We start from the raw sequence: 26,146 nt of genomic DNA on the forward strand, positions 1-26,146 counted from the left end.
TCATATGACAGGCAGCAATGAAATGCCAATTCCGGGTACAGAAGAGGAACAAGACAATGGGCGTGCACCAACGGGATTTCGTTATATCTGGCAACAACTGATCATCAGCAAGACCGGAATGTTTGGTGCTGTGCTTGTATTGTTGGTTGTGTTAATTGCCATAGGTGCACCTCTATTGACGAGTCATGATCCGGCAGCGGTGAATCCGCTGGGCCGACTTAAACCACCAGCATGGCTTGAGGGCGGAACGGCCGAATACTGGCTGGGTACCGATAATCTCGGCAGAGACATGTGGAGTCGAATTGTATATGGTGCTCGAGTTTCCTTAATCGTGGGGATGGGTGCCGTGATTGTATCAGGAATCATTGGCGCGATTCTGGGGCTGGTATCCGGATTCTATGGGAAATGGCTGGATGCTGTCATCATGCGTGTAGGTGATGCATTCATGGCCATTCCAACCATTCTGTTCATGCTTGTTGTGATGGCGATTGTTGGTCCGGGTATTACAACGCTGATCTTTGTCATCGGTGTAACGAATTGGGTTCCATTCACCCGTGTGGTAAGAAGTGAGGTTCTCAGTATCAAGGAGCGGGATTTTGTTCATGCGGCCAGATCAATTGGCGCGAAAAATGGAAGATTGATTCTCAAACACATTCTGCCGAATATCCTTTCATCCTTTATCGTCATCTGTGGTATGAATGTCGGCACAACGATTATTATGGAAGCTTCACTCAGTTTTCTGGGTCTGGGTATCAAACCACCCGATGTGTCCTGGGGAGGGATGCTCAGTGATGGCAGACAATATGTTGCTACAAGCTGGTGGGTTGCTACATTCCCGGGGCTAGCCATTACATTTACCGTACTCGGTGTTATTTTCCTTGGAGATTGGCTGCGTGATGTGCTTGATCCACGTACGGAGACAACCCATAAATAAACGGAGAAGGGAGCTATCAATATGAATCAAAGACCAATTATGCCGGAGGATCTGAGTCACTACCGTTGGATCAGTCAGCCGGTGATCAGTCCTAACGGACAAGTAGCTTATGTGGAACAGACCATAGATCAGGATAAAAACGAATATAACACACAAATTCGAGGAATTTCGCTCGATGGTGATAAAGATATTGCACTTTCGGATGGAACAAAGGATTCCTCACCTGCTTGGTCGCCGGATGGCACACAACTCACATTCATTCGCTCAGTGGATGGGGGCAAAGGACTATGGACGCTCCATTCAGATCAAAAAGAGCCAGTCATGCTGATATCTCCCGCACGTAAAATATTGAGTTATATCTGGTCTCCGAACGGGCAGTACATTGCGTTTACCAGCAAAGTACAACCGGAGGACCAACAGAAGAAAGCTGACGTCCAACAGGAGCCTGCACCTGCACTGTGAGGTAAAGTCTTTGAGCGTACAACGCCGAAGGCGGAAGGTGCTGGCTGGTGGGATGGTCTATACAGCCAGTTGTTTGTATATGAGAGTAAAAGCGGGGAGATCACGCAGGTGACTTCCGGGCTATGGAATATCAGTGCTCCAGCATGGTCGCCAGATAGCAAGCAGCTTTCTTTCATTTCGAAGCAAGTAGAGGATGAGGAACTTGATGCAGATCTACTGTACTTTACGGATATATACAGCGTTCGATTGGGAGAGCGTGATCTCTTCAAAGTGACGGATTCCAGTCTGGCGATAAGCCAGTTCTCCTATTCGCCCGACGGGCAGCAGCTGATCCTGATCGCCAGTGATCGTGAGTATGGAAGTGGGAGCCACAACAGCTTATACGCTGTCCCCGTTCATCGAGGTATACCCAGGCCAATCGCACCTCAAGTAGATATGCAGCTGGGTAACGCGGCGCTTGGTGATATGAAGTCAGCAGGTGCGTCTCCTTCTCCAATCTCGGATGCCCATCATCCAGAACGTGGTGTATATGTACTCGGAACGCATAACGGGGATGTGGACGTGTATCGCATTCAAGATAATGGAGAGTGTAAATCCGTTACGGGCGATGGTGAGAAGGATGTGTATCAGTATACCTTAACACCAGATGGTTCATCGCTGGTAATCGCTGCGTTGACTGCTGAACACCCTGGAGAGTTATATCGCGTGGATATCGACAGTGGTGAAATGTTCAGACTCACCCGGCGAAATGATGAATTCATGGCTGAATTGGCTGTAAATGTGCCAGTCCGTGTAGAGTTTAAGTCCTCTGATGGATGGCCGCTTCAAGGTTGGTTAGCCACACCGGCAATACGTGACTCCAATGGGAAATTGCCATTGATTTTGCAGATTCATGGTGGACCGCACGCGATGTATACGGGTACATACAGTCATGAAATGCAGACACTCGTTGCGCAAGGGTACGCTGTGCTGTGGATCAATCCTCGCGGAAGTATGGGATACGGTCAGGAGTTTGCCAGAGCTTGCCGTGGTGACTTTGCCGGAGGGGATTACCGGGATCTGATGGAAGCTGTTGATTATGCCCTGGCTACATACGATTTCCTTGATGCATCACGTCTGGGTGTGGCGGGTGGCAGTTATGGCGGAGTGATGACCAACTGGATTGTAGCGCATACCCACCGTTTCAAGGCGGCCGTAACCCAGCGTTGTATCTCCAACTGGTTGTCCATGTATGGAACGAGTGATATCGGAATTTCCTATGTTGAGGGAGTCATTGGAGGTAATCCGGCGGAAAACGCTGAATTCCTGTGGTCCCGTTCACCTCTTGCCCATGCACATCACATTGAGACGCCACTTCTGATCATGCACGGAGAGCAGGACTATCGGACACCGATTGCGCAAGCGGAGGAATTATATACTACGCTAAAACGATACGGCAAAAAGACCAAACTGATTCGTTACCCGGGTTCCAACCACAGTTTGCTGAAAAGCGGTAAACCTTCACTTCGGATTGATAGCTTCGAACAGGTGAATGCCTGGTTCAATCAGTACCTCGGGAATGAGGAGGGCGAGCAATGAGTCAGACTCAGCTGTCCATTCCTGTAGGCCTCCTTGTAGAAAATGTTCTGACAAGCGGGGAATCAAAAGAAGTGATTATTGAATGTTTGCAACGTCAAGACTATTCCCGGTTGTTGCCTCTGGTTAAGGAATCCACGATGGATTTTGATGAAAGACTACAGACAGCAGCTGATATCGGAGACGATTGGGAAAAGGCGATACGTCAAGGTTATGAGTTCAAGTTTTTGCATATTAACGGGTTGAAGCGATTGCTCGATTTCCGGTTTGACCGTAAGGTGGATCGGGATTACGTTCAAGATGAACTGTCACTGAAGCATATTCAACTGACCGTAGAAGAGATTGAATTGCTACAAACGTTAATTGGCAGGCAATGGCTCGTGCAAGCAGAAACAGAGCAAGCAGAAGAGGGCAGAACAGATAGGGAGTTATCTTCCTGCATTCCTGTCCGTATTCAATTAAAATTCCCTTAATATGGACCAGAAGAAGCCGCGATGATCGCGGTTTTTTTGCTATGTACAGGTAGAAATGTGGATGACTGAATTCAAAAGTTGAAATCGGACTTCGTATGATTTATATTTGTATTAAATGATAATATTATCTATCAAAAATACGGGCGCAAAGAGGGGGACCTAGGATGTCCATTCAAAATGTTTTGGGAAAAATTCAAATATCGGATGATGTGATCTCCAAAATTGTCGGCAAGATTGCAAATACTACCAGTGAGATTTCCTCCATGTCGACAGGACTTGTAGAAGGCATCACCAAAAAGTGGAGCGGGAAAAGTCTGCAAAATGGCATAGCTATCCGCAAGGTAGAATCAAGACTGGAGATAAACGTAAAGGTTGTCGTGTGTTATGGAACGAAAGTGCATGAAGTCTGCAGGGAATTGCAAGACAATGTGAGATTGCATGTGGAACAGCTGACCGGATTAACCATTGATACGGTGAATGTGATCGTTGAGGGGTTATCATTCAACCAACCTGCTGCCCAGCTTTAATTCAATTTCAGCTACCTAGAGGAGTGACAGCGATGAATAAGATTTCCATAACAAAAGCCAGTCCACAATCATTAGTCGGCGGGCAGCTAAATCAGATGGCACTTGAATATATGGCCTATTCGCTTGCAGGTACCAAGGATAAAGGCATTATAGAGAAAACATTTAACAAGTTATGGCGTTCGAATCAGAACCGATTCAGTCACCAATATGCTTATGAAGCTAAAATGGGTAACCAAACGCTGGGCATGATCGTATGTTATCCGACCACTATCATGAACAAACTTGCTTTACCAACGTTCTCCAAGCTGTTTGAACTTCGTAAATGGAGCCTGATCAAGTATAATCTCCAACACTGGAAAGAGTTCTACTCCATGGTGACATTAAAAGAAGCGGAGAACGACGAGTACCACATTGGAACATTAGCTACCTTGCCTGAAAGCAGAGGACTTGGTGTAGGGACACAACTCATTCAATTTGCTGAGGAGCAAGCTATAACACAAGGTCTGTCCAAATCTTCACTTACGGTTAAAAAGGAAAATATACTAGCTATTAAACTCTACGAGCGTTTGGGATACCAGAGAGTAGGGGAAATCAATAAACCTTCGTTATCCCTGTACAGAATGTCCAAAAAACTGGTGTAATGTTTTCAGATACGAATAGAAAAAGCAGCTAACTGAAGAGTTTCACATATATATGCCCACATTGGAACGGTTAAAAGTGTGAGCTGGAGGGGCGCTTTATGTGTCCCTTTTTTTAGTTTTCAGATTTTTCTCATAAAAAAAGTAACTTGACTATTGTGTGTGATTAAGCAGGTACTTGACAGGAGTGTGGTATAGTATAAAAAGTTCTTTTAATGAAGAAAGACGGAGAAATATACAATGTGGGGTGTAACCAGTGTATCAATATAAGGATCAGGAATATGAAGCAGTACATTTTGAGGGACGTGATCTGCGCTATGGAGAACTCATAAGCTGTGTTTTCAAACAGTGTACATTTATGAACGCTTCTATGGAAGAAATTGAAACGAGTAACTGTCGTTTTATCGAGTGTGACTTCAAAGGGGCTTCCATGAATGGTTCGATTCATACGGAATCGGCTTTTGAAAACTGCACCTTCGGTGGTGCGAATCTCTTTGCTTCCAAATTCAGCTCCTGCAAGATGACAGGCTCAGACTTTTCAGGTGTGCAAATGGATGGCATCACCCTAAGTCACGGCGATTGGTCCTATACCAATCTGAGACATACACGTTTGGGGAAACAGGATCTGCGAGGAATTCGTTTCTTTGAGGCTGACTTTACGGACACGGATTTCACCAAAGCGGATTTGAGAGATTGTGATCTTACCAGAGTTGTATTAAGCAGAGCCAAGCTGCAAGGGGCCGATCTTAGAGGGGCTAACCTGGAAGGAATCGATCTGAAATCACTGGATATCAAAGGCGTACGTTTGGATCGCGAACAAGCTGTTCTGTTTGTACGCTCGTATGGTGCGAAAGTAGATTGAGTTGAACATACACAGCAGCAAGCCGCCCTTGAGGCGGCTTTTTTGACGTTAAAGCTTTCCCAATTCAAACAAATTGGCAGGAATAAGAGATCTAAACAAGAAGTAGTTAACATAAGTTTCAACTAAAAGGAGGTTATCATGACAGTCACATTAATTTTTATTGTTGCTATTATTGTCATTGGGCTTATAACCGGCACGATCACTACGATTATGGCATTTAGACTGCTACGTAACAATAAAGAGCAACATCACCTTCGCAAGAGCATCTTGATGGACGGAATTCCAGCAGAAGCAATAATTCATGATATTGTACAGACTTCATCCAGTATGGATGGAAGGCCTGGCGTGCGATTGGATTTAACTGTAACCCAAGTTGACGGCCGCACCTTCCCAACAATTGTAGAGACTTATATTCCAATCACACATATTCCCCACTTTCAGAAAGGAAATGTCATTAACGTAAGATACATTGCGATGGGGAATGAACGAAAAGTTGAGGTACAGGATGCCTACCTTCCGTGAGGTGCCGCAGGGTGGTAAGCTTCGGTTATCAGGCATATCAAAAACCATTACCTGAAACAAATCAGGTAGTGGTTTTTAACGTTAATTTAATTGAGTTAATCCTCTTCTTTTGACATATTTCGTATATACCTCGCTTTTCTTCATGAAGTGAATTTCATTACGTTTTAACGCTGTGCTTGTGGGCTCTTTTCAACCGCACAGCAACCCAGCTCATGATCAGAGCAGCAATGAACAGAAATACGGTCACACCTGCAATGACAACAAAGAAGGATTGGTCAAATGCAGCAAAGGCGGCATTTTTGAGCGATTCAGCAGACGCAGCAGGCAATCTTTCGGCAGCGATAAGTGCTTCATCCAGACTGTCTTTCGCATTGGCTGGCACACTAATTCCCACAGGGATCTTCATAGCGAGTGTGTAGAAAAGGGTCGACATGCTGCCGATGATTGCAATACCGGATGCCCCGCCCAGCTCATAACCTACTTCCTCAATGGAAGCGGCCATACCCGCTTTGTGTGGTGGGGCATAACTCATAATGGAATGTGATGCAGCGGTCATCCCTGATCCAAGACCTGCACCAAGCAGTGCCAAACCGAGAATTTGTCCGGTGAACCCAGCATTGAAATACATCAGATACGTTCCCATGCCAAGGGCAGCGATGAAAAGAGTGAAGCTTTTGATATATACAACATCCACACGGTGCATAATGGCCCCCGTAACAGGTCCGGCGATGAGTGCTGCAACAGGTATGGATACGGTGAATAGTCCAGCCTGAAGAGGTGACATGCCTTCCACCAGTTGAAGCCGCTGAGTGACCATATATTGCACACCCATTTGTGCAAACAAGCCAACCAGTGCGGTAATAAAGCCGGTGCTGAATCTTGGGATTTTGAATAAGGATAGATCCAGTAGCGGATTGGGACTGTTATTCTGACGGCGAATAAAAATGATCAGGGCCAGAACACCGATCACAGCAGCAATGATAGCGAGTGTGAGAGATCCTTCGCGTCTTGTGAATTCCTTAATGGAATAGATAATTCCGACCATGGCAATCATGATCTGAATAGAACTGGTGAAGTCCCACTTTTTCGAGGTATCCCCTTGATGTTTAGGGATCATTTTCAAGGCGAATACAAACGCGATAATGGCTATGGGCAGGTTAATCAGAAACACAGAACCCCACCAGAAATGTTGAAGAAGCAGTCCACCAACAATCGGTCCTAGTCCAGCACCGCCTGATGCAATGGAACCCCAGATGCCGATTGCCAGTGCGAGTTCTCGCTCATTCGTAAACGTAACTCTGATAATCGACAATGTCGCTGGCATCATCATGGATGCACCTACGGCAAGAAGAATTCTGCTCATGACCAGCATAGCCGGTACTGGAGAAAAGGCAGCGGCAAGAGAAGCAGCAGAAAAGACGAGCAAGCCCAGGGTAAATATTTTTTTATGACCAAGACGGTCTCCGAGTGTTCCCATTGCAGGAAGCAGACCCGCCATGACAAGGGAGTAACCGTTCAGAATCCATAATTTCTCCGAAGCTGATGCACCGAGATCATGGGTCAAGCTGGGTAAAGCGGTGTACAGGATGGTCATATCCATCACAATGAGTAATAGTGCACTTGAGACAATAACTAGAATCATCCAACGTTTGAATTTTGACATGTTTCCCTCCGGCGATATGAATAACTTACAATTTAAGACTAAACTATCGGGTAACCCTATAGTCAAATTTTTCTTTACAGACTATAATGCATGTATATTGATAAAACTTAGACTACATATGTACATGGAGGGCCATAGATGGCTGGACATCACGCACAACATTTTACCACCAGTGAATTTGCCAAGATCTGCGGAGTGACCAAACATACCTTGTTTCATTATGACGAGATTGGGCTGTTAAAGCCTGAATATACCAATGCCAAGGGCTACCGCTATTATGGTATGCAACAAACGTATGTGCTGGATGTCATACATGTGCTGAAGAAGGCAGGAAGCTCACTCCAAGAGATTAAGTCGTTCATTCAAAATCAGAATACACCATTGTTAATTGAGCTGTTTGAACAGAAATTAAAAGCACTTGAGTTGGAGCAACAACGAATCAAACGTATGCAAAAGCTGCTAAGTGGTGCCATTGAAATGACGAAACAAGCCACGGATGCTTCTCCTGAAGGGCTGCATATCGAACAATGTGAGCTGGAGTATTTTATTACTGTTCGATTGGAGCAAGGGGATGGGGATAAGGAATTCTTCCGTAAGTTCATTGAATACAGGACCCATTGTGATGAACAGATGATCGACTATGAGTTTCCGGTATGGACGATCTTAACTCAGAAGCACTATGAGGCAGGAGAATACTATCCGGATTACTTTGGCAACAAAATAAAAGCTCCCATTTCAGGGGAAACGATATGGATTAAGCCAAAAGGGATGTATGCCGTCATGAATCATCGAGGTTCATACGAAAGCATGCCAGAGACGTATTCCCTCATGAAAGAGGAGATAGAAAAAGAGGGACTGCGAGTCTGTGGACATGTGTATGCACTGGACCTGCTCACTTATTTCGCAGAAAGTAATCCCGATGAGTACATCATCAAAATTTACGTAGAGGTGTGTAAGCCAGAAAACACAATGGTTTAACGGTACGGGGATGGGAGATGAGATCGAGGCTGTACTGCCTTGACCCATGGCGTATTCCATGTTAAGTTTTCTGTAATAAATTGTGAGTTTTCAAAGGGGGTATGGAGTGATGACAGAATTAGAGGTTGTGGATGTTTATGTGGACCTGTCAACGAACATGAACAGTGGCATGGTTCACAATATGACTAATCAGAATCTGACACTTTATCCTCCTATGCATAGATCTACTTGGCGCTGAGTGGTTTATCGCCAGGTTTCTTTTATTGTATAAGCGAATCTAAATTCTGATTATGTTCAAATATTAAAGTGAGGGAATCCATGCCATGTTCCATGGTGAAATCCCATCAGTTTACTTTTATATTTCACATAAAAAGGATGATATGCATGTCTTTAATCAACGTTACCAACCTGACCTTTGCCTATGAAGGCAGTTACGATAATATATTTGAAAATGTTAGTTTTCAGTTGGACTCCGATTGGAAATTGGGTTTTACCGGAAGGAACGGCAGAGGCAAAACGACATTCCTTAATCTGTTGCTTGGCAAATATGAATACAGCGGACATATCTCGGCGAATGTTAGCTTTGAATACTTTCCTTTCCAGGTAGAAGATAAGGGAGCCATGACCATTGATGTCATCGGTGAGATTCATCCTGAATATCTGCACTGGCAAGTTGTGCGCGAGTTTAACCTGTTAAAAGTGTCAGAAGATGTGTTGTATCGACCTTTTGATACGTTATCCAACGGAGAACAAACAAAGGTGATGCTGGCTGCTTTGTTCCTGAAGGATAATCGGTTTCTGCTCATTGATGAACCTACCAATCATCTTGATCTTCATGCGAGACAAATTGTAGGTGATTATCTCCGCAGCAAGAGTGGATTTATTTTGGTGTCTCATGATCGATCCTTTCTGGATCACAGCGTGGACCATATCCTTTCCATCAATAAAAGTAACATCGAGATTCAGAAAGGCAATTTCTCCGCTTGGTGGGAAAATAAAAGAAGGCAAGATCAGTTTGAACTTGCGAGTAATGAGAAATTAATAAAGGATATCAAGCGTTTATCCGATTCAGCCAAACGGACCGGTGGATGGTCGCATGAAGTTGAAAAAACCAAAAACGGTACGAGAAATTCCGGCTCCAAGGTGGATAAAGGATATATTGGGCACAAGGCTGCCAAAATGATGAAACGTTCCAAAAATATCGAACAAAGGCAGCAATCTGCGATTCAAGAGAAATCCAAACTTCTCAAAAATATCGAGAGTGCAGAACGTTTACAGATTCATCAGCTGGAGTTTCACAAGCAGGAACTTGTTGAATTGGAACATGTGTCGATATCATACGGCTCCAATACGGTGTGTAAGGATGTCAGTATCTCGGTTGAAAAAGGGGATCGTATTTCCCTATACGGTAAAAATGGATCTGGCAAATCAAGCATTCTTAAACTGATCTGTGGTGAAGATATCCCTTATACAGGTCTTTTCCGAAAGGATCATCAACTTAAAATCTCGTATGTGTCGCAGGACACATCTGATCTTGGAGGGCATTTATCTGAGTATGCGGCCACACAGGGGATTGATGAAAGCCTGTTTAAATCGATACTTCGAAAGTTGGATTTTTCCAGACTGCAATTGGAGAAAGATATCTCAACGTTCAGCGCAGGGCAAAAAAAGAAAGTGCTCATTGCCAAAAGTCTTAGTGAGAAAGCTCATCTGCATATCTGGGATGAACCACTAAACTTTGTAGATGTTATTTCACGTATGCAGATCGAAGACTTACTCTTGGAATACTCGCCAACCCTGCTTTTTGTAGAGCATGATCGTGAATTTTGTACAAATATCGCAACGAGAATCATCGAACTGTAAGTAACGTGAAAGATAACCATGCTAAGAGCCGCCAAATGGCGGCTTTTAGTATTACTCGTGAGGAAATATGCTATAATTTTATAATCTCATCCAATCATATGATGGATGATCAGATCAATTGTAGACTAATTCGCCAAGAGGTGTAATACCTATGAAAAAAGAAATGACAACAATCAAACAAACAAGGCTACATTCCATTCTGGACGAGGCCACCAAATTGCTGATTGAAAAACCGAATGCTTCCATGAATGAAATTGCAGAATCTGCAAAAATCGGGATCGCGACGTTACATCGATACGTGGAAAGCCGCGAACAGCTTATGGTATATCTCGGATTACGCGCAATCGAGGTGGTCAGTGAGACCATGAAAGAAATCCAACTGGATGAGGAGCACTGTGAAAAGTACATACCTGAGCTGATCGAGGCGCTGATTCCATTAGGCGACAAAATATATTTTCTGGCTCATGACACCACCATTAACTATAATCCCGAAATTGAAGGAGCAGATCTGAAACTGAGAGAACCGGTACTGCATGCGGTCGGTCTGTTACAACAGAAAGGTTATTTCCGCTCCGATCTCGATAAAACCTGGATTGTCGATGTGCTGTATTCCATCATGTTCCTGACGTGGCAGCAGGTTGTAAGTGGTCATATCGCGAGAAAAGCAGCCCCCGCGCTTGTGGTGGATACGTTTTATCATGGATTTAAGCAGAGGTGAGACTAACTCAACAGCATCAGCTCGTTACTCAATGACCAAATGATTTCATAAAGTCGCTAATTTAGCGGCTTTTTTTGCTTGTTTACATGTATATAGGCCTGTTCAAGTAGAGATATTGAACTAATCTATTCTAGGTATCCGAGAATTTAGCAAAACCAACTATAAACAAAATGAACGATTACATAACATTATTTGTCTTATTAATGAAAACACGGCAAAGGGGGGGGATAGAATGACTGACAGAGAAATTTTTGAATTGTACAAAGAGCAAGTTTATTACTTCTGTTATTATCTGATGAAGAATCAAGCAGATGCCGAGGACATTTGCCAAGAAGTATTTGTCAAAGTTATTTTGGCTGACAGAACTAAGGTAAGGAACATGAAATCATGGATATTGCGGATTGCTTCAAATGAGTGTCATAGCGTTATGAGAAGACGGAAATCTGGATGGTTGAAAGAAGTGCGGCATTATTTGTTGTCCAAATCCCAGAGTTATAACCCTGTGGAAGAGGGTGTATACCATCGGGAAACAAAAGAAGAGCTACGAGGATTATATAGTGGGCTTCCTGACAAGATTAGGACGGTTGTTGTCCTTCGATTTATCAATGATTTGACTATACCTGAGATCTCTAAAGTTATGAACATACCTGAAGGGACTGCAAAATCCAGATTAAACAAAGGATTAAAACTTCTCAATAAAATGGTTGAACCTCAACTAAAGGAGCTGAGTAATAATGAATCAGTATTCTAATTCTAATAAGGAAAAAAATATATCTCATCCGGATTATGACTTGATGTGGACAACCATTGAAAAAGAAGCACATAAACGACGAGTCAATCTGGAATCTTCACAAAAGCCTACTGGATATCGAGCTAAAGCAATTCCTATATGCATCATTTTCACTTTTTTCTTACTTGTTGCTATTCCTGTATTCGCCAGTATAACGATTGATTGGGATCGAATCGGAGGTAGAGGCGTCGCAAGTGCAATAAATAATGGTATCGGTCAGCAATATGATCTTCAGTCCGCTAGTTCAGGTGTGACAATGAATCTAAGCGGTGTTGTAACAGATGGTGAAAAAATGAAGATGCTGATATCTCTGGACACATCAATCGATCTCTCTCCATACAGTGAATTTGCGACTGAGGAAAATACTATAATAGGAGAATCCGATGCGAGTGCGAACGTATATGGTTATTTGGGGCGCGATCCTGACAGTCAGAAACTCATTGGGATCTATGAAACAGCTGATACTTTAAAGGGCGGTACCAAAGAGTTTACATTCGAAGCAAAAAATCTTATTCTTTATCGGAATAGGGATATTTTTCTGAAATCTAATCAACATACTGGGAAATCAATGGTTACTGGTGTTTCACAGTTTCCGGCGATTCATATTGAATTGGTTAGACATGCAGATAATCAAACGGTCATCCGTTATAAAGTCGAGGTAGCATCATCAGATTTGGAAAGCGTCAATCCTCGCTTGAGAGTTCATACCGGGTCCCAGGTTGTAGATGCTATTCCGACCATCTTGCCTAACGAAGAAAAAGGATTGTTGATTGAACAGGTATTTGATATAACGGAAGCGGATTGGGCGAATGCGAACCTTCATTTCAATTATGTGGAAGCAGCAAAACGATTGACAGGTACTTGGAAATTCGATTTTGTCGCAAATGGGAAAAAAGCAAGTGAGTCTATTTACACTAAAAAATTGTATACCAATCCTGAATTCCAAGAAAAAACAGGAGTTACTTTAGATCAACTCAAAATAACCCCCTTGGATCTCCAGATTCTAATCGATGAAGAAGGTTCATATTCAGAAGGTATTGTTCAATATAAATCGATTCAGATGATTATAGATGATAAACCAATCACGGGGGTGCAAACCACAAAAGGGGGGCATTCTGAAAATAATCAGCATTTACTCCAATTTGAATCCCCTGTGTGGTATCAAAACTGGTCTGATGTTCCAATGAAACTCATTTTAAAAGATGCTGTTGTTGAGAAACGAGATACCACTAAAAACTGGATTCATTTAAATGAACCCAAGAAACAAAAGCAGTACACCAAACTCACTGTCGATGGACTTGAAATACAATTCTCTTATTATACGGATGGGGAGAATTTAATTGTAGAGTCATATTCCAAAACTCCTAGTTTCAGAGGTGTGAACCAAACTATGTTACGTATTAACGGCAAAGAAGTGGTACCTGAAGTTACACCTAAGGGCATGGTATCTTCAGGAATTTACATTGATACCTACAAGGGTATTCCACTTGACGGAAGGATTGAACTAAATCCTGGTATATATAAATATAGCGATCCACACCGGAACGTAGAAGTTAAACTATAAGGTAAATTTATTTAAAAAGTCAGGCTAGAACGTTCAATTGAATACGGATATAATTGCGAACACCCCAAAAAAGTCAACTGTATCGGTAGATACACAGACTCTTTGAGGGTGTTTTTTTGTGTTCACATCAGCGTTTCTCAGTGCGCAAGCTGCAAAGACTTGATTTTCTCACATATTCAAATATTAACAGCGTTCAGAATTTAAGATTTCCAGTTTACAAAAAATGATATAAATTTCTAGTAGATTCAAATCATTACCAAATAAAGACAAAATATTCAAGCAAGGGGGGCCGGACAGAAACACCAGCAATTGTGCAGTTCGAATCAGCTTATGTACTCATTCCATCAACCCAAATCAGGAGGGATTCCATGCTTTACACCATTATTGTGCCAGTCAACCAGGACTATAACATTTTGAACCTGTTCACAGATTCGCTGCTCCGGACGGTAAGCCCATCCACTCAGATTATTTTCATCAACGATGGTTCCGGCTCAGCAGTCTTTCAACATCTGGATAAACTGAAGCAAGAAGTAAGAGAAGGTGTGACCATCGAGATTCTTCAGCATGATTTTCCACTCGGTTGCGCCGTGTCGATTAATAGCGCACTGAGTCTTGCCAAGGGAGAGTACATTTTCTTCCTGGATTCTGACACCATTCTTCAACCGAACTGGCAACCGATGATGAAAGAGACACTGGATAGCGATATTACGATTGGCATGATTGGAGGGGTTCTGTTGTATCCGCAAACAGGAGGCGTGCAGCATTGCGGCATTGCTTTTGCGGACACCATCGGCCGACACCTGTTCCTGAACGCATCTCCTGATGACATCCCAAAAGAAACCTTCTCTGTTCAACTGGTGGTGTTCGCCATGTTTGGCATGAAGCGGGAGGTGTATGAGACCATCGGCAACCTCGATGAGAAGTTCTTTAACGGATACGAGGACTTTGATTATCAGATGCGGGCACGAGCTGCCGGATACGATACGGTCATTAACCCAAATATTCAGGCGTATCACTGGGAACGCAGCAGCGGCATTCACCGCAACTTCAACCGTAAGAACAATCTGGCACGCTTCTGGAAAAAGTGGGGCGGTCAAATCGAGGCTGATGTGTGGCCATTCGTTTTCAGTCATCTGAAAGCACAGCTGGAAAGCCAAGAGGAATACCAGCATCTGCCGATTGTCGGGATTGACCTTGCCGAGGTTCGAAGTGATGCCGATACATTCTGGACCAAGCTAGAGGAAGCCGAATTTGCAAATGTAGCCGAAGTACGGGACTATTCAAACCGCTTTAATTCCAATGGGGCCATCTGGCTGCCACAGGTACTGGGCAAGGAACTGATTCATAATGAGAACCGGTTACTGTTTTTGGTGGACAATTTCGCCCGTTTGCTGGAGAACCGCTACTGGATTGAGATGAGACATGCTCATCGAGCCAAGGATCTGATCATTGACCTGTATGGCAATGTGATCACGATGGATCGCATCTACGATGGATGCTGGCCTGGAACCAAAGTTCGGTAATTCACTCACAACGAAAATAAACAGGGAGGTACTTAAGGTGAAAGAAAAAGAGAGCACGCTCGATCGTGCCGTACGATTTACCCGTAATCTGGAGTGGTTGGAACAAGTCGAAAAGGTAATTCCGAGCGGATGCAGCACTTTAGCCAAAGCACCTGAACGTTTATTTCCGGGGCATACCCCCGTATGTTGTGCAGAGGCTTATAATTCCCGATTTACAGATATCGACGGGAATGAATGGCTGGATTGTGAGATGGCCATGGGTACGGCGTCATGGGGCCATGCCAGACATGAAGTCCAATTAACCGTCATTCACCAGTTGAAAAAAGGGACAAGCTTTTCTTTACCTGCCGACATCGAGCTTGAATGTGCCGAGTTGATTCTGGATCGGTTCGAGGGTCGTTATCCATCGCTGCGCTTCACCAAGAGTGGTGCTGATGCAGTGAGTGGGGCCGTGCGTCTGGCCCGTGCCGCTAGTGGCAAAAGCAAGGTTATTGCAACAGCGTATCATGGGTGGCACGACTGGTCTGCCTACGGTTATTATGGTGGCCAGACGAAAGAACGTGGCATCCCGGTGGATATCGAGCGTTCAACGATCTGGATCAACAAACCTACTACGGAGCGAATTGAGGCTCAGATTACCTCATCTCCCGAGGATATCGCATGTATTGTTCTGTGCCCCAACGAGTGGAAAAAGGACGCGCTGGAGCAAGCCGTAAACCTATGTCGGTCTCTGGACATCATTATTATATTCGATGAGGTAACGTCCGGTATTCGAATGGGCAAGCAGGCTACAGCAGGAGAATATGACATCTGGCCTGATCTGCTCTGTATCTCTAAGGGTATGGCAAACGGTTTACCACTCGCAGCGGTTATGGGACCTGAGCACTTGATGTCTTTGTCAGGACAGGTCAGATTCAGTAATGCCCATTCCAGCGAAACGACAGCGCTCGCGGCAGCGATTGCCTGTGAACGATTAATGAAAAATGCGAAAGTATGGCCGACTTGGCGTGATCCGGCAACCCGGATCATGGATCGTCTGGAATCTGAACTTGTGTTACTCGGATTGACGGATCAATTGGAAGTGAGAGGGACGTATGCAAGCTTCTGCATTCAATCCCTGGCTGAAGATAACTTCCAGACAGACCCTTTCCGCGAGTTCATGGTGAAGAGAATGGCTCACTTCGGCATTTTCACCAAAGGTTACTTTATTTTCTCCGATGCCCATACACGGGAAGAATTGCTGTGGGTCGAGGAAGCGCTGTTGCAGATCCTGTCAGACTGGAAAGAGATTCAGAAGCAGGAACATCTTCATGCGATGCAACTTTCGAAAACGTTTGAAGCTTAATCCATAGATCATAAACGACAATCGACTAGGAGGAATTATTCAATGAAAGCACTCGTATATCAAGATCTCAAACAGGTGACTTACCAGGAGATTGATGAGCCAACCATTCAAAAGCCAAACCAGGTAAAAATTAAAATCTATGGTTCCGGCATCTGCGGGACAGATCTGAATATTGTCAAAGGCAAAGTGCCGGCGAATAAAGGAACGATCATTGGTCATGAAGGTGTAGGTACAGTGGTTGAGGTGGGCGACGAAGTTCGTGGTTTCAAGATCGGTGATCGGGTATTGGTTGATCCCACGCAATCTTGCGGTACCTGCTCATACTGCCGTGAGGGTCTGTTCATCTACTGCGAGAATTTTGATGACTACCAAGTAGGGATGACGACACACGGAACCTTTGCCGAATATTTTGTCGGGGACGAAAAGTATATCTATGCCATCCCGGATTCCATGAGTTGGGAAACGGCCATGATGATCGAACCACTGGGATGTGTACTTCAGACGTTCATGAAAGCAGGGACTAAGCCCAGTGACTCTGTACTGGTCCTCGGTTCTGGTGCCATCGGTTCCCTGTGTCAGCTTGTGAGCAAACGATTGGCGAGGCTTACTGTAGGCACGGAAGTTGATCCATACCGCAAAGAGTTCGCTTCAGGGATCGCGGATCATGTGTTTTATCCTCAGGATCTGACACTGGATAAAGTATACGAGATCAATAATAACAAAAAGTTTGATATTGTAGTGGACGCGGTTGGTAACCAGCTTCATGTAGGGTTTGAGCTGATTGCCAAAGGCGGCAAAATTATTCCGATGGGATATGACGATAGCTATGAGGTGACGTTCAAATCAACAGCCGTGATTAATGATGGTATAAGTATCATTGGCGCGGTAGCTAATCACTCGATGATCAGTACGGCACTGAAATTTGCCCAAAGTATCCCGGAACTGGAACAGATGGTGACAGCCAAGGAACTGCTGAGTGATTATGAACAGGCCTTTAATGGAACGATTGGTTATGACATGCATACTGGAGAGAAACTGCCGATGAATTCGGTGAAAACAGCTCTTATCCTATAAGAGGTACTATAAGCATGTAGACATTAGCGGGTTTGCCGCTGCGAGAAGTTGGAATTCGCAGCGGTGAAAACCGCAGAAGGAAGGGATATCGATTGAAATTGCTTCAAGATTTGCCGAAGAATCCACGCTACTCCATTTTACTCGAACCGGTATGGGCCATTCCGGGCACGATCGTTCTCTTTTACGCTCCTTTATATATGAAGGAAGCCGGACTTTCGGACATAGAAATCGGTTTAATCAATTCGGTGAATCTTTATTTTGCCTTTATCTTTCAATTGTTTGCGGGTTCTATTACGAATAAGCTGGGGCGCAAACGAACAACACTGATCTTTGATCTGCTTGCCTGGAGTGTTCCCATGTTCATCTGGGCCTTCTCCCAGAACTTCTGGCTGTTCCTGATCGCTTATTTACTGAATGCTACATCCAAGTTTGTAACGGTCGCCTTTAACTGTCTGATCATAGAGGATGTGGAGGAACACAAACGATCCAAGGTATTTGCCATTCTCAACATGATTATTACAGGGGCTGGGGTACTCACGCCGATTGCCGGAGTTGTCATTGCTGATTATGGTATTGTGCCTACACTCGCCAGCATTTACTTTGTCGGAGGCATCCTCATGACCGCCATGTTTTTCATTCGTAACCGATACACGGATGAGACTGAAGTTGGCAAGGAACTTATGGGATTGCATAGTAAAACCCGCGTGCTTCAGAGTTTGGGTTCCAGTCTGCGCCTGTTCGGCAAAACGTTCTACAAACGGAGACTTTTTCCGATTATCCTGATTACGGTGTTATCCAATCTGATTCTGCAGCTGAATTTCTTTCAGGTTATTTTCTTCAAGGAACAGTTGAAGTTTGATGACCGTGTCATTTCGTTTATCCCAGTAGTGACTGCGGTAACCGTCATGCTGCTTTATCTGGTCATCATTCCGAGACTGAAACGGCGTTCCGAAGAAAAGTATGTTGGTTTTTCCATCGTGCTTAGCACGGCCGGAGCCATTCTGTTTCTATTGATCCCTGTGGGGAATATAGGGATGTTGTTTCTCACGCTAATCGTGCTTGCTGCGGGTAACTTCATTTTGCAGACGTACCGGGATTCCTTGTTGATGAACCGATTGGGTACGCATGAGAAAGCCGATATGTTCTCGGCCGTGCAGACCGTCATGACACTTACAGCCATTCCATCCGGTTACCTGACGGGCTTGCTCTACCATCACAATCCAACACTGTTGTTCAGTGTCATTCTTGGTCTATACGTTGTACTCATGGTCATTATGTTCTTCCTGCCAGATCCGCAAAAGCACCCCCAAGTGCTGGAACCTTACAAAAATATGTAGAAAAAGGGGTTTACTGTATCTGGAGCGAATATGTAGTACAGAAAAAAATGAGTAAATGCATGTTCAAAAAGAGCGGTTTTCAGTACCGAGAAGATGGGATGAAGCTAGAAATGGAGTAGCGGAGCGTAGGAAAACTACGTGAGCAACGGACATTTCGGCTGAATGCCATATTCGATGCTGATGATGCCACTAGGCATCCTTAGTAATCAAAAGCGTACTTTTTGAACTACCTCTAGAACATATTTTAACTTGGGAGGCTGCTAACAAATGACTAACATAATGACAACAGAAGCACGGAAGCAATGGAGTTGGATGAACGAGCCCGAAACCTGGTCCTATACCGATCAGGGAGGTGTGCTGGTGGAAGCGAAGGCGGACACCGACTTTTTCCAAGATCCAGCGGGGAAGCACATTCGTGCAACTGCTCCTTTCTTGTCCATGCCTGTGCCTGGCGATTTCGAAATCACAACCCAATTAACCGTAGATATGAAAAATCAATATGATTCCGGATGTCTGATGGTGATGGCGGATGATCTTAACTGGTGCAAAATTTGTTTTGAGTATGATGGTAAAGTGCCTACCATCGTGTCGGTGGTGACACGTGATGGTTCATCCGATGATTGTAATTCGGTGGAAGTCTCCGTACCTAATCCCTATCTGCGTATACGCAAAGTAGAGGGCTGCATATCATTCTTTTATTCACCCGATGGGGATGAGTGGAAACTAATTCGTTATTTCGGCATGCCGATACAAGGGGAACTTCGAGCTGGATTAGTTGTTCAGTCGCCGACTGGAACGGGCTGTACGTGTCACTTTTTATCCGTGAACGTTACTCATCCGGACTTGACCGCACGTTTCTAATCCGCTCCCCTGGCCGATCACTGGAGGGAGAACAGGTTCATGGTAAAAGCATTTATATTTGATTTTGATGGACTCATTGTGGATACAGAGACACCTTGGTATTATGCGTTTCGCGATATTTATGAAGAGCACGGAGTTGAACTTGGTCTGGAGTTATGGTCGAAAAATGTGGGGACATCCTTTGAGGAATTTCATCCATTCCTGTATCTGGAGCAGGCGCTCCAAAAAAAGATAGATCATGATCATATCAAGCTGTTATCAGAACAGAAATACGAAGTCTATTTGGGACAAGCTGCTATTCTTCCAGGGGTGCATGAATTGCTTCAGTCTGCGAGGGAGAAGGGGATTCAGCTTGCGGTTGCTTCCAGCTCCACACGAGATTGGGTGCATGGTTACTTGCAGAAATTAGGCATTTTTGATTATTTCACAGTCGTTCATACATCCGAGGATGTGAAGCGAGTGAAACCGGACCCTGAACTGTACCTTCTTGCTCTCCAGAGTCTTGGGATCGAGGCTTCCGAAGCGATTGTGTTCGAAGACTCACCTAATGGCTTAAAGGCAGCCAATGCGGCAGGTATTCGTTGTATCATCGTACCTAACGAGGTAACGCGTGGTCTGGAATTCGCCATGCATGAACTGCGGTTATCCTCGCTGGCCGAGATCGATATGGAGGCGCTCTAATCCAGATACTGCTTGCGTAGCTCGATAGGGGAGATCCCTTCGTATTTTTTGAACACTGATCCAAAGTAACTGGCACTGTTGAAACCAACGGCTTTGGCTATTTCATGAGCGGTCGTAGCGTCATTTTCGATGAGCATTTCCTTGGCTTTCAACAACCGATATCGCATCAGATACTCCAATGGAGTCATTTGAAATTCTTTTTTGAATATCCGATTCAGGTGCTGTTCGGTAACGTCCATCTGCTCAGCCAACATGGGGAGAGAGATATCCTGATGATAATTTTGTTTGATAAAAGTAATGAGTTCATCCAATCTTAATCGGGCATCAGAACGTTCGTAAGCACTATAGCGTTCACCTTCAATGGTTAATCTGACCAAAAGCATGTACAGTAATGCGGATACGTGCCAGATCTGATCCTTGTGCCGGGACTGCAGCGCCAACGTAATTTCACGCAACAGGATATGAAGCATTCCATCCGGCTTGAAGGCGCGCAGCTCCCCGATCTGCAAGGAATGCAAGAACCGTGGCAATAAATAGCCATTGAAAGACAGACAATCAAATCGTAATGAATCACTCAGATTGTGGTAACGATAGGTTACCTCCGGGAACAAAATGAGAGCGGTCCCTTTTTTGATCGAAAATTCATGATTCTTTGCTGCGATTCGCCCTGTTCCTCCGATGCACTGTACAATGCTGTAATCCCGTGAATGGTCGCTCCAATTCATCAATTCATCAACGGTCAACTGGTTTTGCCCTGTAATCATGAGCGGCATATCGGTATCCATCGGATTCCCCATACTAGGTTTCGGCATCGTCGTGTTATTCCTCTTTTCGTTAAAGGATCATGTGCGTAAGTGGCGTGGTTACAGCGTTAAAAGAAACCTAGAAAGAATTATATTACATAAATGGAATAATTTTAATTGAATGACGGGCAATATATAAAACGTTTTCATATGAATGCTTCAACAATTCTTTTTGGATGAATGAGTATGAACTGTGGTCTGATCAGCCTCAATTTATGGATCTAAAAGTACGCCTGCCTTGCCAACAGAATGCGAAACGGTATACGCTATAACGAATGAGTGATTAAGGAAAGGGATGCAAACATGAAGAAAGTCATCGTAGTGGGATCGGGTATTCTGGGGGCATCAACAGCCTATCAATTAGCCAAACATGGCGCAGAGGTCGTCATCATAGACCGAAAAGATATAGGGCAGGCGACGGATGCAGCTGCCGGTATCATCTGTCCATGGCTGTCACAGCGACGTAATCAGGACTGGTATCAGCTTGCCAAGGCTGGTGCGCGGTTCTATCCTGGCATCATAGCGGAGCTTGAAGGCGAAGGAGAAACGGAAACTGGTTATGCTCAAGTGGGTGCGCTTAGTATTCATACGGATGTGGACAAAATTAACAAGATGGAAGAGCGGGCCCATCTACGCAAAGCAGATGCACCGGAGATTGGTGACATTACACCTCTTGATGCCAAAGAAACCCGTGATCGTTTTCCTCTACTGGATGAACGTTATCAATCGGTACATATCAGCGGTGCTGCACGTATAGATGGAAGGGCGCTGCGCGATGCCTTGATCCGGTCTGCACAGCGAAATGGAGCGGAAGTGATCCATGGAGACGCCATGCTTCAATTCGAAGAAAATCGGGTCATTGGTGTGAGTGTTAATGATCAGAGTTTCCTGGCAGATGAAGTCGTTGTCTGTGCAGGTGCATGGGCCAACGAACTGCTGAAGCCACTCGGCATACACTTTAAAGTGCATTATCAAAAGGCACAAATTATGCATCTGCATGTCACGGATGGGGAGGATACAGGCCGCTGGCCTGTAATCATGCCACCTTCTGATCAATATCTGCTGGCCTTTGATCAACAGAAGATTGTGATTGGTGCCACTCATGAAAATGATGTGGAAGGTTATGATACAAGAGTAACCGCAGGGGGCATGCAGGAAGTTTTGAATAAAGGTCTGGAACTGGCACCGGGGCTAGCAAATAGCACATTCCAGGAAGTAAGGGTTGGGTTCCGTCCGTTCACACCTGGCTTTCTACCAGTAATGGGGGCTGTTCCAGGATGGCAAGGTCTGATTACCGCAAATGGACTTGGAGCCTCTGGATTGACCATGGGTCCTTTTATCGGGAGTCAACTGGCGAAACTCGCTCTCGGCATGGAGCTGGATATCGATATTGAGCCCTATACTGTTGGCAAAGCAATGGATGAAATTGAAAGAGGTGAGTCATGACATATTCACAACGTTTATCCGAGGGAGCGAACTCGTCCGACATCATATATCTGGAGCATCAGATCGGTACGACAAAAGAAAAGCTGCGCATAGCTTTGGAGAAACAAGAAACATACAAACGCGAATTGTCGGCATTGAAGTCATCACCAATCTGGAATGCATCGGAAGACAGTTCTGAAGAGCAAATCATAATGGAGAAGGCAAGCCTAACGCAGAATTTAATTGAAACCCTGTCTGCACAGCTGGAACAGCTACAGGAAGCATTGGCGAAACTAGGCGATTGATCGGTTCGTATGGCTTATCTTTCTGAAACCCCGACAGAAATAATATACGATACGTATAAAACAAAAACCCCTTATGTTAAGGGGTTTTTATGATTTAGTTCAAATGGTTTATATCAATAAATGAACGTATGGTATAAAATGGAATCAGGTGCTGAACTGTCAATTCAGGTACCCATGTAACCAATCACAAAACGATGCTGAGAGGTGGATTCCAAATGTATAAAGAAGTGATACGCGTTGAGGACATCACGGGGTTTCAGTCCAGATCTGAAGAGTTTTTCCCACTTCACTGGTTTCGAAAAATGCTGTCCGAGCATCCTGTGTACTATCACGAAGATACAGACACCTGGAATGTGTTCAGATACAATGATGTGAAGCAGGTCCTCAGTAATCATGAATATTTTTCAGCCGAAGGAAGCCGGACGACCATTGCCGTTGGAGCAAAGAACAATGAAGGCACACCTCCAGACAAATTCAATATGTCAAGTATTGATCCTCCCCGTCATCAAAAGAGTCGTTCGTTGTTATCTGCTGCTTTTACACCGCGTAGTCTGAAAAACTGGGAGCCACGAATTCGCAACATTGCAGAACAGCTGGTAGCAGATATTGAGCCAAATACGACCATTGATATTGTTCAAGCGTTGGCCGCTCCACTGCCTTCGATGGTTATGGCCGATCTGCTCGGTATCCCCCTTACAGACAGCCATCGATTCAAGAACTGGGTAGATATTCTGTTTCAGCCCGCCAATCCAAAGACGGCTGAGGAGAGTGAACTGAAAAAACAAACTGCAGCGCAAGAGTATTATCAATTCCTATACCCCATTGTAGTTCATAAACGGACCCACCCTGGTGAGGATATCATTACCGACCTGTTGAACGTTGATGTTGAAGGTGAGAAGTTCACGGAGGATGAGGTTGTTCGCACAACCATGCTGTTGCTCGGAGCTGGAATTGAGACAACCAGTCATATGGTTTCAAATACATTCTATTCATTCCTGTATGATGACCCCAACTTGTATGATCAACTAAGACAGAATCCCGAGTTGGTTCCGCTCGCAGTCGAAGAAATGCTCCGTTATCGGTTCCACAATGCCAAGCGACATCGGACAGTGAAGCAGGATAATCAATTGCTCGGAGTGGATTTGAAAAAAGGCGATGTTGTGATCTCCTGGATGAGTGCAGCCAATATGGATGAGCAGATGTTTGAAGACCCCTTTGAGCTGAATATTCATCGTCGTAATAACAAAAAACATCTTACCTTTGGCAATGGCCCACACTTTTGTCTGGGTGCCCCGTTGGCAAGAATGGAACTCAGCATTGCCTTGACGGCATTTGTGGAGAAAATTGCGCGGATTGAACCAGTGGATTCATTTGATCTGGAGAATAATCTGGCCACTTCAGCTCCGGGGCAGTCGTTGACCCATCTGCCAGTGAAGATCGTTGGGTAGAGGGAAAGGTTCATACGGGATACAACCTAAAAAGCGGCAGATCAGACGTATACGTCTTGATCTGCCGCTTTGTTATGCAAGCAAGTATGAGGCTGGACACCTTAATTTGAATTCATGGAAACTTTTTGTCTTACCACCTGTTTGATTTCTTCCTCTTTCGCTTGTTTGGTGCGTTTGATAAAGAAGGAAAGGACCAATCCCACAACAGCGATACCGATGATAACAACATAAGCATCATTGATACCCTGGATCATGGATTCTGTAGCAAGCTGTTGTTGACTGAGACCATTGGCTGCACCAGTCGCCATCATATCCTGTACGTGTGCCGTTGTACGGGAGGTCATGACACTTACGAGCAATGAAGTACCTACAGCACCAGCCACTTGTCTGACGGTGTTAGAGATAGCTGTACCGTGTGCACCAAGTCTTGGTGGCAGTTGGTTAAGCCCCGCAGTCTGAATCGGCATCATGAGCAGAGCCATACCAATTCGGCGGCCGGTAGACATTAATACCAGGTAACCATAACTGGTTGAATCCGTTAAGTCGATGAAACCAATTGTCGTCACGATGGTGATCACCATCCCGATAACAGCGAGCCATTTCGCTCCAAATCGGTCAAACAATTTTCCGGCTACTGGCATCAGGAAGCCCATGACAAGCGCACCCGGAAGGAGTAATAATCCGGACTCCAGTGCAGTGTAACCACGTGCATTCTGGAGATACAAGGGAAGTAACATCATGTCAGCATACATGATCATTGTAATCGCGATACTAATGACCGTGGTCAAGGAGAACATGTTGTATTTGAATGCCCGCAGATCAAGCAGCGGAGTTTCAGAAACGAGCTGTCTCCATGTAAACAGGGCAAGAGAAACAATTCCAGCCCCAATGCAGATAAGAACTTCTGCACTTGACCATCCCAGACTTCCTGCTCTGCTGAAACCATAGAGTAATGCGCCAAATCCGATCGTGGAGAGCACCACACTGATGGTGTCGAACTTTGTGTTGACCCGTTCGGATACATTCTTCAGGTATACAAATGCAAAAGCAATGACAATAAGAGTTAATGGAATCATGCCGTAGAACATCGTTTGCCAAGAGTAGTTCTCGAGGATATAACCGGCAAGGGTAGGCCCGATTGCAGGGGCAAAAATGATGGCAAAACCAACCATCCCCATTGCAGATCCTCGTTTTTCAGGGGCAAACAAGGTCAAAATAACGTGCATTAAGAGCGGCATGATAATGCCGGCACCCGCTGCCTGAATCATACGTCCTGTCAGCAATGTACCAAAGTTATCTGCAAGAGCGGATACGATGGTACCAATCAGGAAAATAAACATGGAAGCTTGGAATAATTGCTTGGTTGAAAAGCGTTGCATAAAGTAGGCCGTGATGGGGATAAGCACCCCGTTCACCAGCATGTAACCTGTCGTTAACCATTGTGCTGTTGCGGCGGAGATGTTAAAATCACCCATCAGTTCCGGTGTAGCGACACTCATGATCGTTTGATTCAACGTTGCAAGGAAGGCTCCCAAAATCATGATAAACAGGATGGGGCCTTTCTTTACGGATAATTCTTCTTGTACTCTAGCCTGACTCAATCCTTTTCATCCTTTCAATCCACACGTGACTAAATTTACAACGTGTTGTATAGTTTACATTGTATTTATTAAATTATATACATATTCGGACAGATTACAATTTACGTTATGGCGTGTTATCGTTGTTTATTTTACAAAAAAAATAAATTTGTTGTGTAAATCAAAAATAAACGA

The 26,146-nt window shown here is 44.5% G+C and carries 26 protein-coding genes; 23 read left to right on the forward strand and 3 right to left on the reverse strand.

What is annotated here, in order from left to right:
* The first annotated feature begins 4 nt into the window (after positions 1-4).
* The 8 genes from NST33_RS13705 (at position 5) to NST33_RS13740 (ending at position 5,993) form a co-directional block, all read left to right on the forward strand.
* Positions 5-934, forward strand: coding sequence for an ABC transporter permease (locus tag NST33_RS13705; protein ID WP_339308289.1), 930 nt, complete (start codon positions 5-7; stop codon positions 932-934).
* A 21-nt stretch (positions 935-955) separates the two neighbouring features.
* Positions 956-1,396: a hypothetical protein gene (locus tag NST33_RS13710; RefSeq protein ID WP_339308291.1), complete on the forward strand. Its 441-nt coding sequence runs from the start codon at positions 956-958 to the stop codon at positions 1,394-1,396.
* Positions 1,397-1,504: 108 nt separating this feature from the next.
* Positions 1,505-2,974 carry a S9 family peptidase gene (locus NST33_RS13715; protein WP_339308293.1) on the forward strand — a complete coding sequence of 490 codons (1,470 nt, stop codon included), beginning with the start codon at positions 1,505-1,507 and terminating at the stop codon, positions 2,972-2,974.
* Positions 2,971-3,444 carry a hypothetical protein gene (locus tag NST33_RS13720; RefSeq protein WP_339308295.1) on the forward strand — a complete coding sequence of 158 codons (474 nt, stop codon included), beginning with the start codon at positions 2,971-2,973 and terminating at the stop codon, positions 3,442-3,444. Before NST33_RS13715 ends, NST33_RS13720 begins: the two co-directional genes overlap by 4 nt.
* Positions 3,445-3,608: 164 nt before the next feature.
* Entirely contained in the window at positions 3,609-3,971 is a 363-nt protein-coding gene (locus tag NST33_RS13725) for an Asp23/Gls24 family envelope stress response protein (RefSeq protein ID WP_339308297.1), read from the forward strand.
* A gap of 32 nt (positions 3,972-4,003) precedes the next feature.
* Entirely contained in the window at positions 4,004-4,612 is a 609-nt protein-coding gene (locus tag NST33_RS13730) for an N-acetyltransferase (protein WP_339308299.1), read from the forward strand.
* Between the two features lie 253 nt (positions 4,613-4,865).
* Positions 4,866-5,471: a pentapeptide repeat-containing protein gene (locus NST33_RS13735; RefSeq protein ID WP_339308301.1), complete on the forward strand. Its 606-nt coding sequence runs from the start codon at positions 4,866-4,868 to the stop codon at positions 5,469-5,471.
* 138 nt (positions 5,472-5,609) lie between these two features.
* Positions 5,610-5,993: a hypothetical protein gene (locus NST33_RS13740; protein WP_339308303.1), complete on the forward strand. Its 384-nt coding sequence runs from the start codon at positions 5,610-5,612 to the stop codon at positions 5,991-5,993.
* 157 nt (positions 5,994-6,150) lie between these two features.
* On the opposite strand, the gene NST33_RS13745 is transcribed toward NST33_RS13740, so the two are convergent.
* Positions 6,151-7,656, reverse strand: coding sequence for an MFS transporter (locus tag NST33_RS13745; RefSeq protein WP_339308305.1), 1,506 nt, complete (start codon positions 7,654-7,656; stop codon positions 6,151-6,153).
* A 138-nt stretch (positions 7,657-7,794) separates the two neighbouring features.
* On the opposite strand from NST33_RS13745, the gene NST33_RS13750 reads away from it, so the two are divergent.
* From NST33_RS13750 to NST33_RS13805, 12 genes are all read left to right on the forward strand, one after another.
* On the forward strand, positions 7,795-8,634 hold the full coding sequence (locus tag NST33_RS13750; RefSeq protein ID WP_221819472.1) for a MerR family transcriptional regulator: 840 nt from the start codon (positions 7,795-7,797) through the stop codon (positions 8,632-8,634).
* Between the two features lie 109 nt (positions 8,635-8,743).
* On the forward strand, positions 8,744-8,872 hold the full coding sequence (locus NST33_RS13755; protein WP_339308307.1) for a hypothetical protein: 129 nt from the start codon (positions 8,744-8,746) through the stop codon (positions 8,870-8,872).
* 146 nt (positions 8,873-9,018) lie between these two features.
* Positions 9,019-10,497 (forward strand): ABC-F type ribosomal protection protein, encoded by a 1,479-nt coding sequence (gene abc-f / locus NST33_RS13760; RefSeq protein WP_339308309.1) that lies wholly within the window; start codon positions 9,019-9,021, stop codon positions 10,495-10,497.
* Between the two features lie 151 nt (positions 10,498-10,648).
* The gene (locus NST33_RS13765; RefSeq protein ID WP_036608234.1) at positions 10,649-11,215 is read left to right on the forward strand and encodes a helix-turn-helix domain-containing protein; all 567 of its coding nucleotides are present in this window, start codon (positions 10,649-10,651) and stop codon (positions 11,213-11,215) included.
* A gap of 232 nt (positions 11,216-11,447) precedes the next feature.
* Positions 11,448-11,966, forward strand: coding sequence for an RNA polymerase sigma factor (locus NST33_RS13770; protein WP_339308311.1), 519 nt, complete (start codon positions 11,448-11,450; stop codon positions 11,964-11,966).
* Entirely contained in the window at positions 11,950-13,569 is a 1,620-nt protein-coding gene (locus tag NST33_RS13775) for a DUF4179 domain-containing protein (RefSeq protein ID WP_339308313.1), read from the forward strand. Before NST33_RS13770 ends, NST33_RS13775 begins: the two co-directional genes overlap by 17 nt.
* Positions 13,570-13,937: 368 nt before the next feature.
* The gene (locus tag NST33_RS13780) at positions 13,938-15,092 is read left to right on the forward strand and encodes a glycosyltransferase (RefSeq protein ID WP_339308315.1); all 1,155 of its coding nucleotides are present in this window, start codon (positions 13,938-13,940) and stop codon (positions 15,090-15,092) included.
* Between the two features lie 37 nt (positions 15,093-15,129).
* The gene (locus NST33_RS13785) at positions 15,130-16,437 is read left to right on the forward strand and encodes an aminotransferase class III-fold pyridoxal phosphate-dependent enzyme (RefSeq protein WP_237175520.1); all 1,308 of its coding nucleotides are present in this window, start codon (positions 15,130-15,132) and stop codon (positions 16,435-16,437) included.
* A 42-nt stretch (positions 16,438-16,479) separates the two neighbouring features.
* Positions 16,480-17,511 carry an alcohol dehydrogenase catalytic domain-containing protein gene (locus tag NST33_RS13790; protein ID WP_076211861.1) on the forward strand — a complete coding sequence of 344 codons (1,032 nt, stop codon included), beginning with the start codon at positions 16,480-16,482 and terminating at the stop codon, positions 17,509-17,511.
* Positions 17,512-17,603: 92 nt separating this feature from the next.
* Positions 17,604-18,848, forward strand: coding sequence for an MFS transporter (locus tag NST33_RS13795; protein ID WP_339308318.1), 1,245 nt, complete (start codon positions 17,604-17,606; stop codon positions 18,846-18,848).
* 267 nt (positions 18,849-19,115) lie between these two features.
* Positions 19,116-19,709, forward strand: a complete 594-nt coding sequence (locus tag NST33_RS13800) for a DUF1349 domain-containing protein (RefSeq protein ID WP_237175519.1) — start codon at positions 19,116-19,118, stop codon at positions 19,707-19,709.
* Positions 19,710-19,748: 39 nt separating this feature from the next.
* Positions 19,749-20,390 carry an HAD family hydrolase gene (locus tag NST33_RS13805; protein WP_017688642.1) on the forward strand — a complete coding sequence of 214 codons (642 nt, stop codon included), beginning with the start codon at positions 19,749-19,751 and terminating at the stop codon, positions 20,388-20,390.
* Here the strand turns inward: NST33_RS13805 and NST33_RS13810 are convergent.
* Complete coding sequence (locus tag NST33_RS13810; RefSeq protein WP_339308322.1) at positions 20,387-21,202, reverse strand: AraC family transcriptional regulator; 816 nt, start codon at positions 21,200-21,202, stop codon at positions 20,387-20,389. The genes NST33_RS13805 and NST33_RS13810 overlap by 4 nt on opposite strands.
* A 294-nt stretch (positions 21,203-21,496) precedes the next feature.
* On the opposite strand from NST33_RS13810, the gene NST33_RS13815 reads away from it, so the two are divergent.
* From NST33_RS13815 to NST33_RS13825, 3 genes are all read left to right on the forward strand, one after another.
* Positions 21,497-22,639 carry an FAD-binding oxidoreductase gene (locus NST33_RS13815; RefSeq protein WP_339308324.1) on the forward strand — a complete coding sequence of 381 codons (1,143 nt, stop codon included), beginning with the start codon at positions 21,497-21,499 and terminating at the stop codon, positions 22,637-22,639.
* Complete coding sequence (locus NST33_RS13820) at positions 22,636-22,923, forward strand: hypothetical protein (protein ID WP_339308326.1); 288 nt, start codon at positions 22,636-22,638, stop codon at positions 22,921-22,923. Before NST33_RS13815 ends, NST33_RS13820 begins: the two co-directional genes overlap by 4 nt.
* 215 nt (positions 22,924-23,138) lie before the next feature.
* Positions 23,139-24,371, forward strand: coding sequence for a cytochrome P450 (locus tag NST33_RS13825; RefSeq protein WP_339308328.1), 1,233 nt, complete (start codon positions 23,139-23,141; stop codon positions 24,369-24,371).
* Between the two features lie 101 nt (positions 24,372-24,472).
* On the opposite strand, the gene NST33_RS13830 is transcribed toward NST33_RS13825, so the two are convergent.
* Positions 24,473-25,912 (reverse strand): DHA2 family efflux MFS transporter permease subunit, encoded by a 1,440-nt coding sequence (locus tag NST33_RS13830; protein ID WP_339308692.1) that lies wholly within the window; start codon positions 25,910-25,912, stop codon positions 24,473-24,475.
* Positions 25,913-26,146: the final 234 nt, after the last annotated feature.

It is taken from the genome of Paenibacillus sp. FSL L8-0435, from assembly GCF_037965655.1.
In the GTDB taxonomy this organism is placed as follows: domain Bacteria; phylum Bacillota; class Bacilli; order Paenibacillales; family Paenibacillaceae; genus Paenibacillus.

Coding starts and splice junctions, on each gene's coding strand:
- NST33_RS13705 (WP_339308289.1), top strand. CDS start 5: ATGACAGGCAGCAATGAAATGCCAATTCCGGGTACAGAAGAGGAACAA.
- NST33_RS13710 (WP_339308291.1), top strand. CDS start 956: ATGAATCAAAGACCAATTATGCCGGAGGATCTGAGTCACTACCGTTGG.
- NST33_RS13720 (WP_339308295.1), top strand. CDS start 2,971: ATGAGTCAGACTCAGCTGTCCATTCCTGTAGGCCTCCTTGTAGAAAAT.
- NST33_RS13725 (WP_339308297.1), top strand. CDS start 3,609: ATGTCCATTCAAAATGTTTTGGGAAAAATTCAAATATCGGATGATGTG.
- NST33_RS13730 (WP_339308299.1), top strand. CDS start 4,004: ATGAATAAGATTTCCATAACAAAAGCCAGTCCACAATCATTAGTCGGC.
- NST33_RS13740 (WP_339308303.1), top strand. CDS start 5,610: ATGACAGTCACATTAATTTTTATTGTTGCTATTATTGTCATTGGGCTT.
- NST33_RS13745 (WP_339308305.1), bottom strand. CDS start 7,656: ATGTCAAAATTCAAACGTTGGATGATTCTAGTTATTGTCTCAAGTGCA.
- NST33_RS13750 (WP_221819472.1), top strand. CDS start 7,795: ATGGCTGGACATCACGCACAACATTTTACCACCAGTGAATTTGCCAAG.
- NST33_RS13755 (WP_339308307.1), top strand. CDS start 8,744: ATGACAGAATTAGAGGTTGTGGATGTTTATGTGGACCTGTCAACGAAC.
- abc-f (WP_339308309.1), top strand. CDS start 9,019: ATGTCTTTAATCAACGTTACCAACCTGACCTTTGCCTATGAAGGCAGT.
- NST33_RS13765 (WP_036608234.1), top strand. CDS start 10,649: ATGAAAAAAGAAATGACAACAATCAAACAAACAAGGCTACATTCCATT.
- NST33_RS13770 (WP_339308311.1), top strand. CDS start 11,448: ATGACTGACAGAGAAATTTTTGAATTGTACAAAGAGCAAGTTTATTAC.
- NST33_RS13775 (WP_339308313.1), top strand. CDS start 11,950: ATGAATCAGTATTCTAATTCTAATAAGGAAAAAAATATATCTCATCCG.
- NST33_RS13780 (WP_339308315.1), top strand. CDS start 13,938: ATGCTTTACACCATTATTGTGCCAGTCAACCAGGACTATAACATTTTG.
- NST33_RS13790 (WP_076211861.1), top strand. CDS start 16,480: ATGAAAGCACTCGTATATCAAGATCTCAAACAGGTGACTTACCAGGAG.
- NST33_RS13800 (WP_237175519.1), top strand. CDS start 19,116: ATGACTAACATAATGACAACAGAAGCACGGAAGCAATGGAGTTGGATG.
- NST33_RS13805 (WP_017688642.1), top strand. CDS start 19,749: ATGGTAAAAGCATTTATATTTGATTTTGATGGACTCATTGTGGATACA.
- NST33_RS13810 (WP_339308322.1), bottom strand. CDS start 21,202: ATGCCGAAACCTAGTATGGGGAATCCGATGGATACCGATATGCCGCTC.
- NST33_RS13815 (WP_339308324.1), top strand. CDS start 21,497: ATGAAGAAAGTCATCGTAGTGGGATCGGGTATTCTGGGGGCATCAACA.
- NST33_RS13820 (WP_339308326.1), top strand. CDS start 22,636: ATGACATATTCACAACGTTTATCCGAGGGAGCGAACTCGTCCGACATC.
- NST33_RS13825 (WP_339308328.1), top strand. CDS start 23,139: ATGTATAAAGAAGTGATACGCGTTGAGGACATCACGGGGTTTCAGTCC.
- NST33_RS13830 (WP_339308692.1), bottom strand. CDS start 25,912: ATGATTTTGGGAGCCTTCCTTGCAACGTTGAATCAAACGATCATGAGT.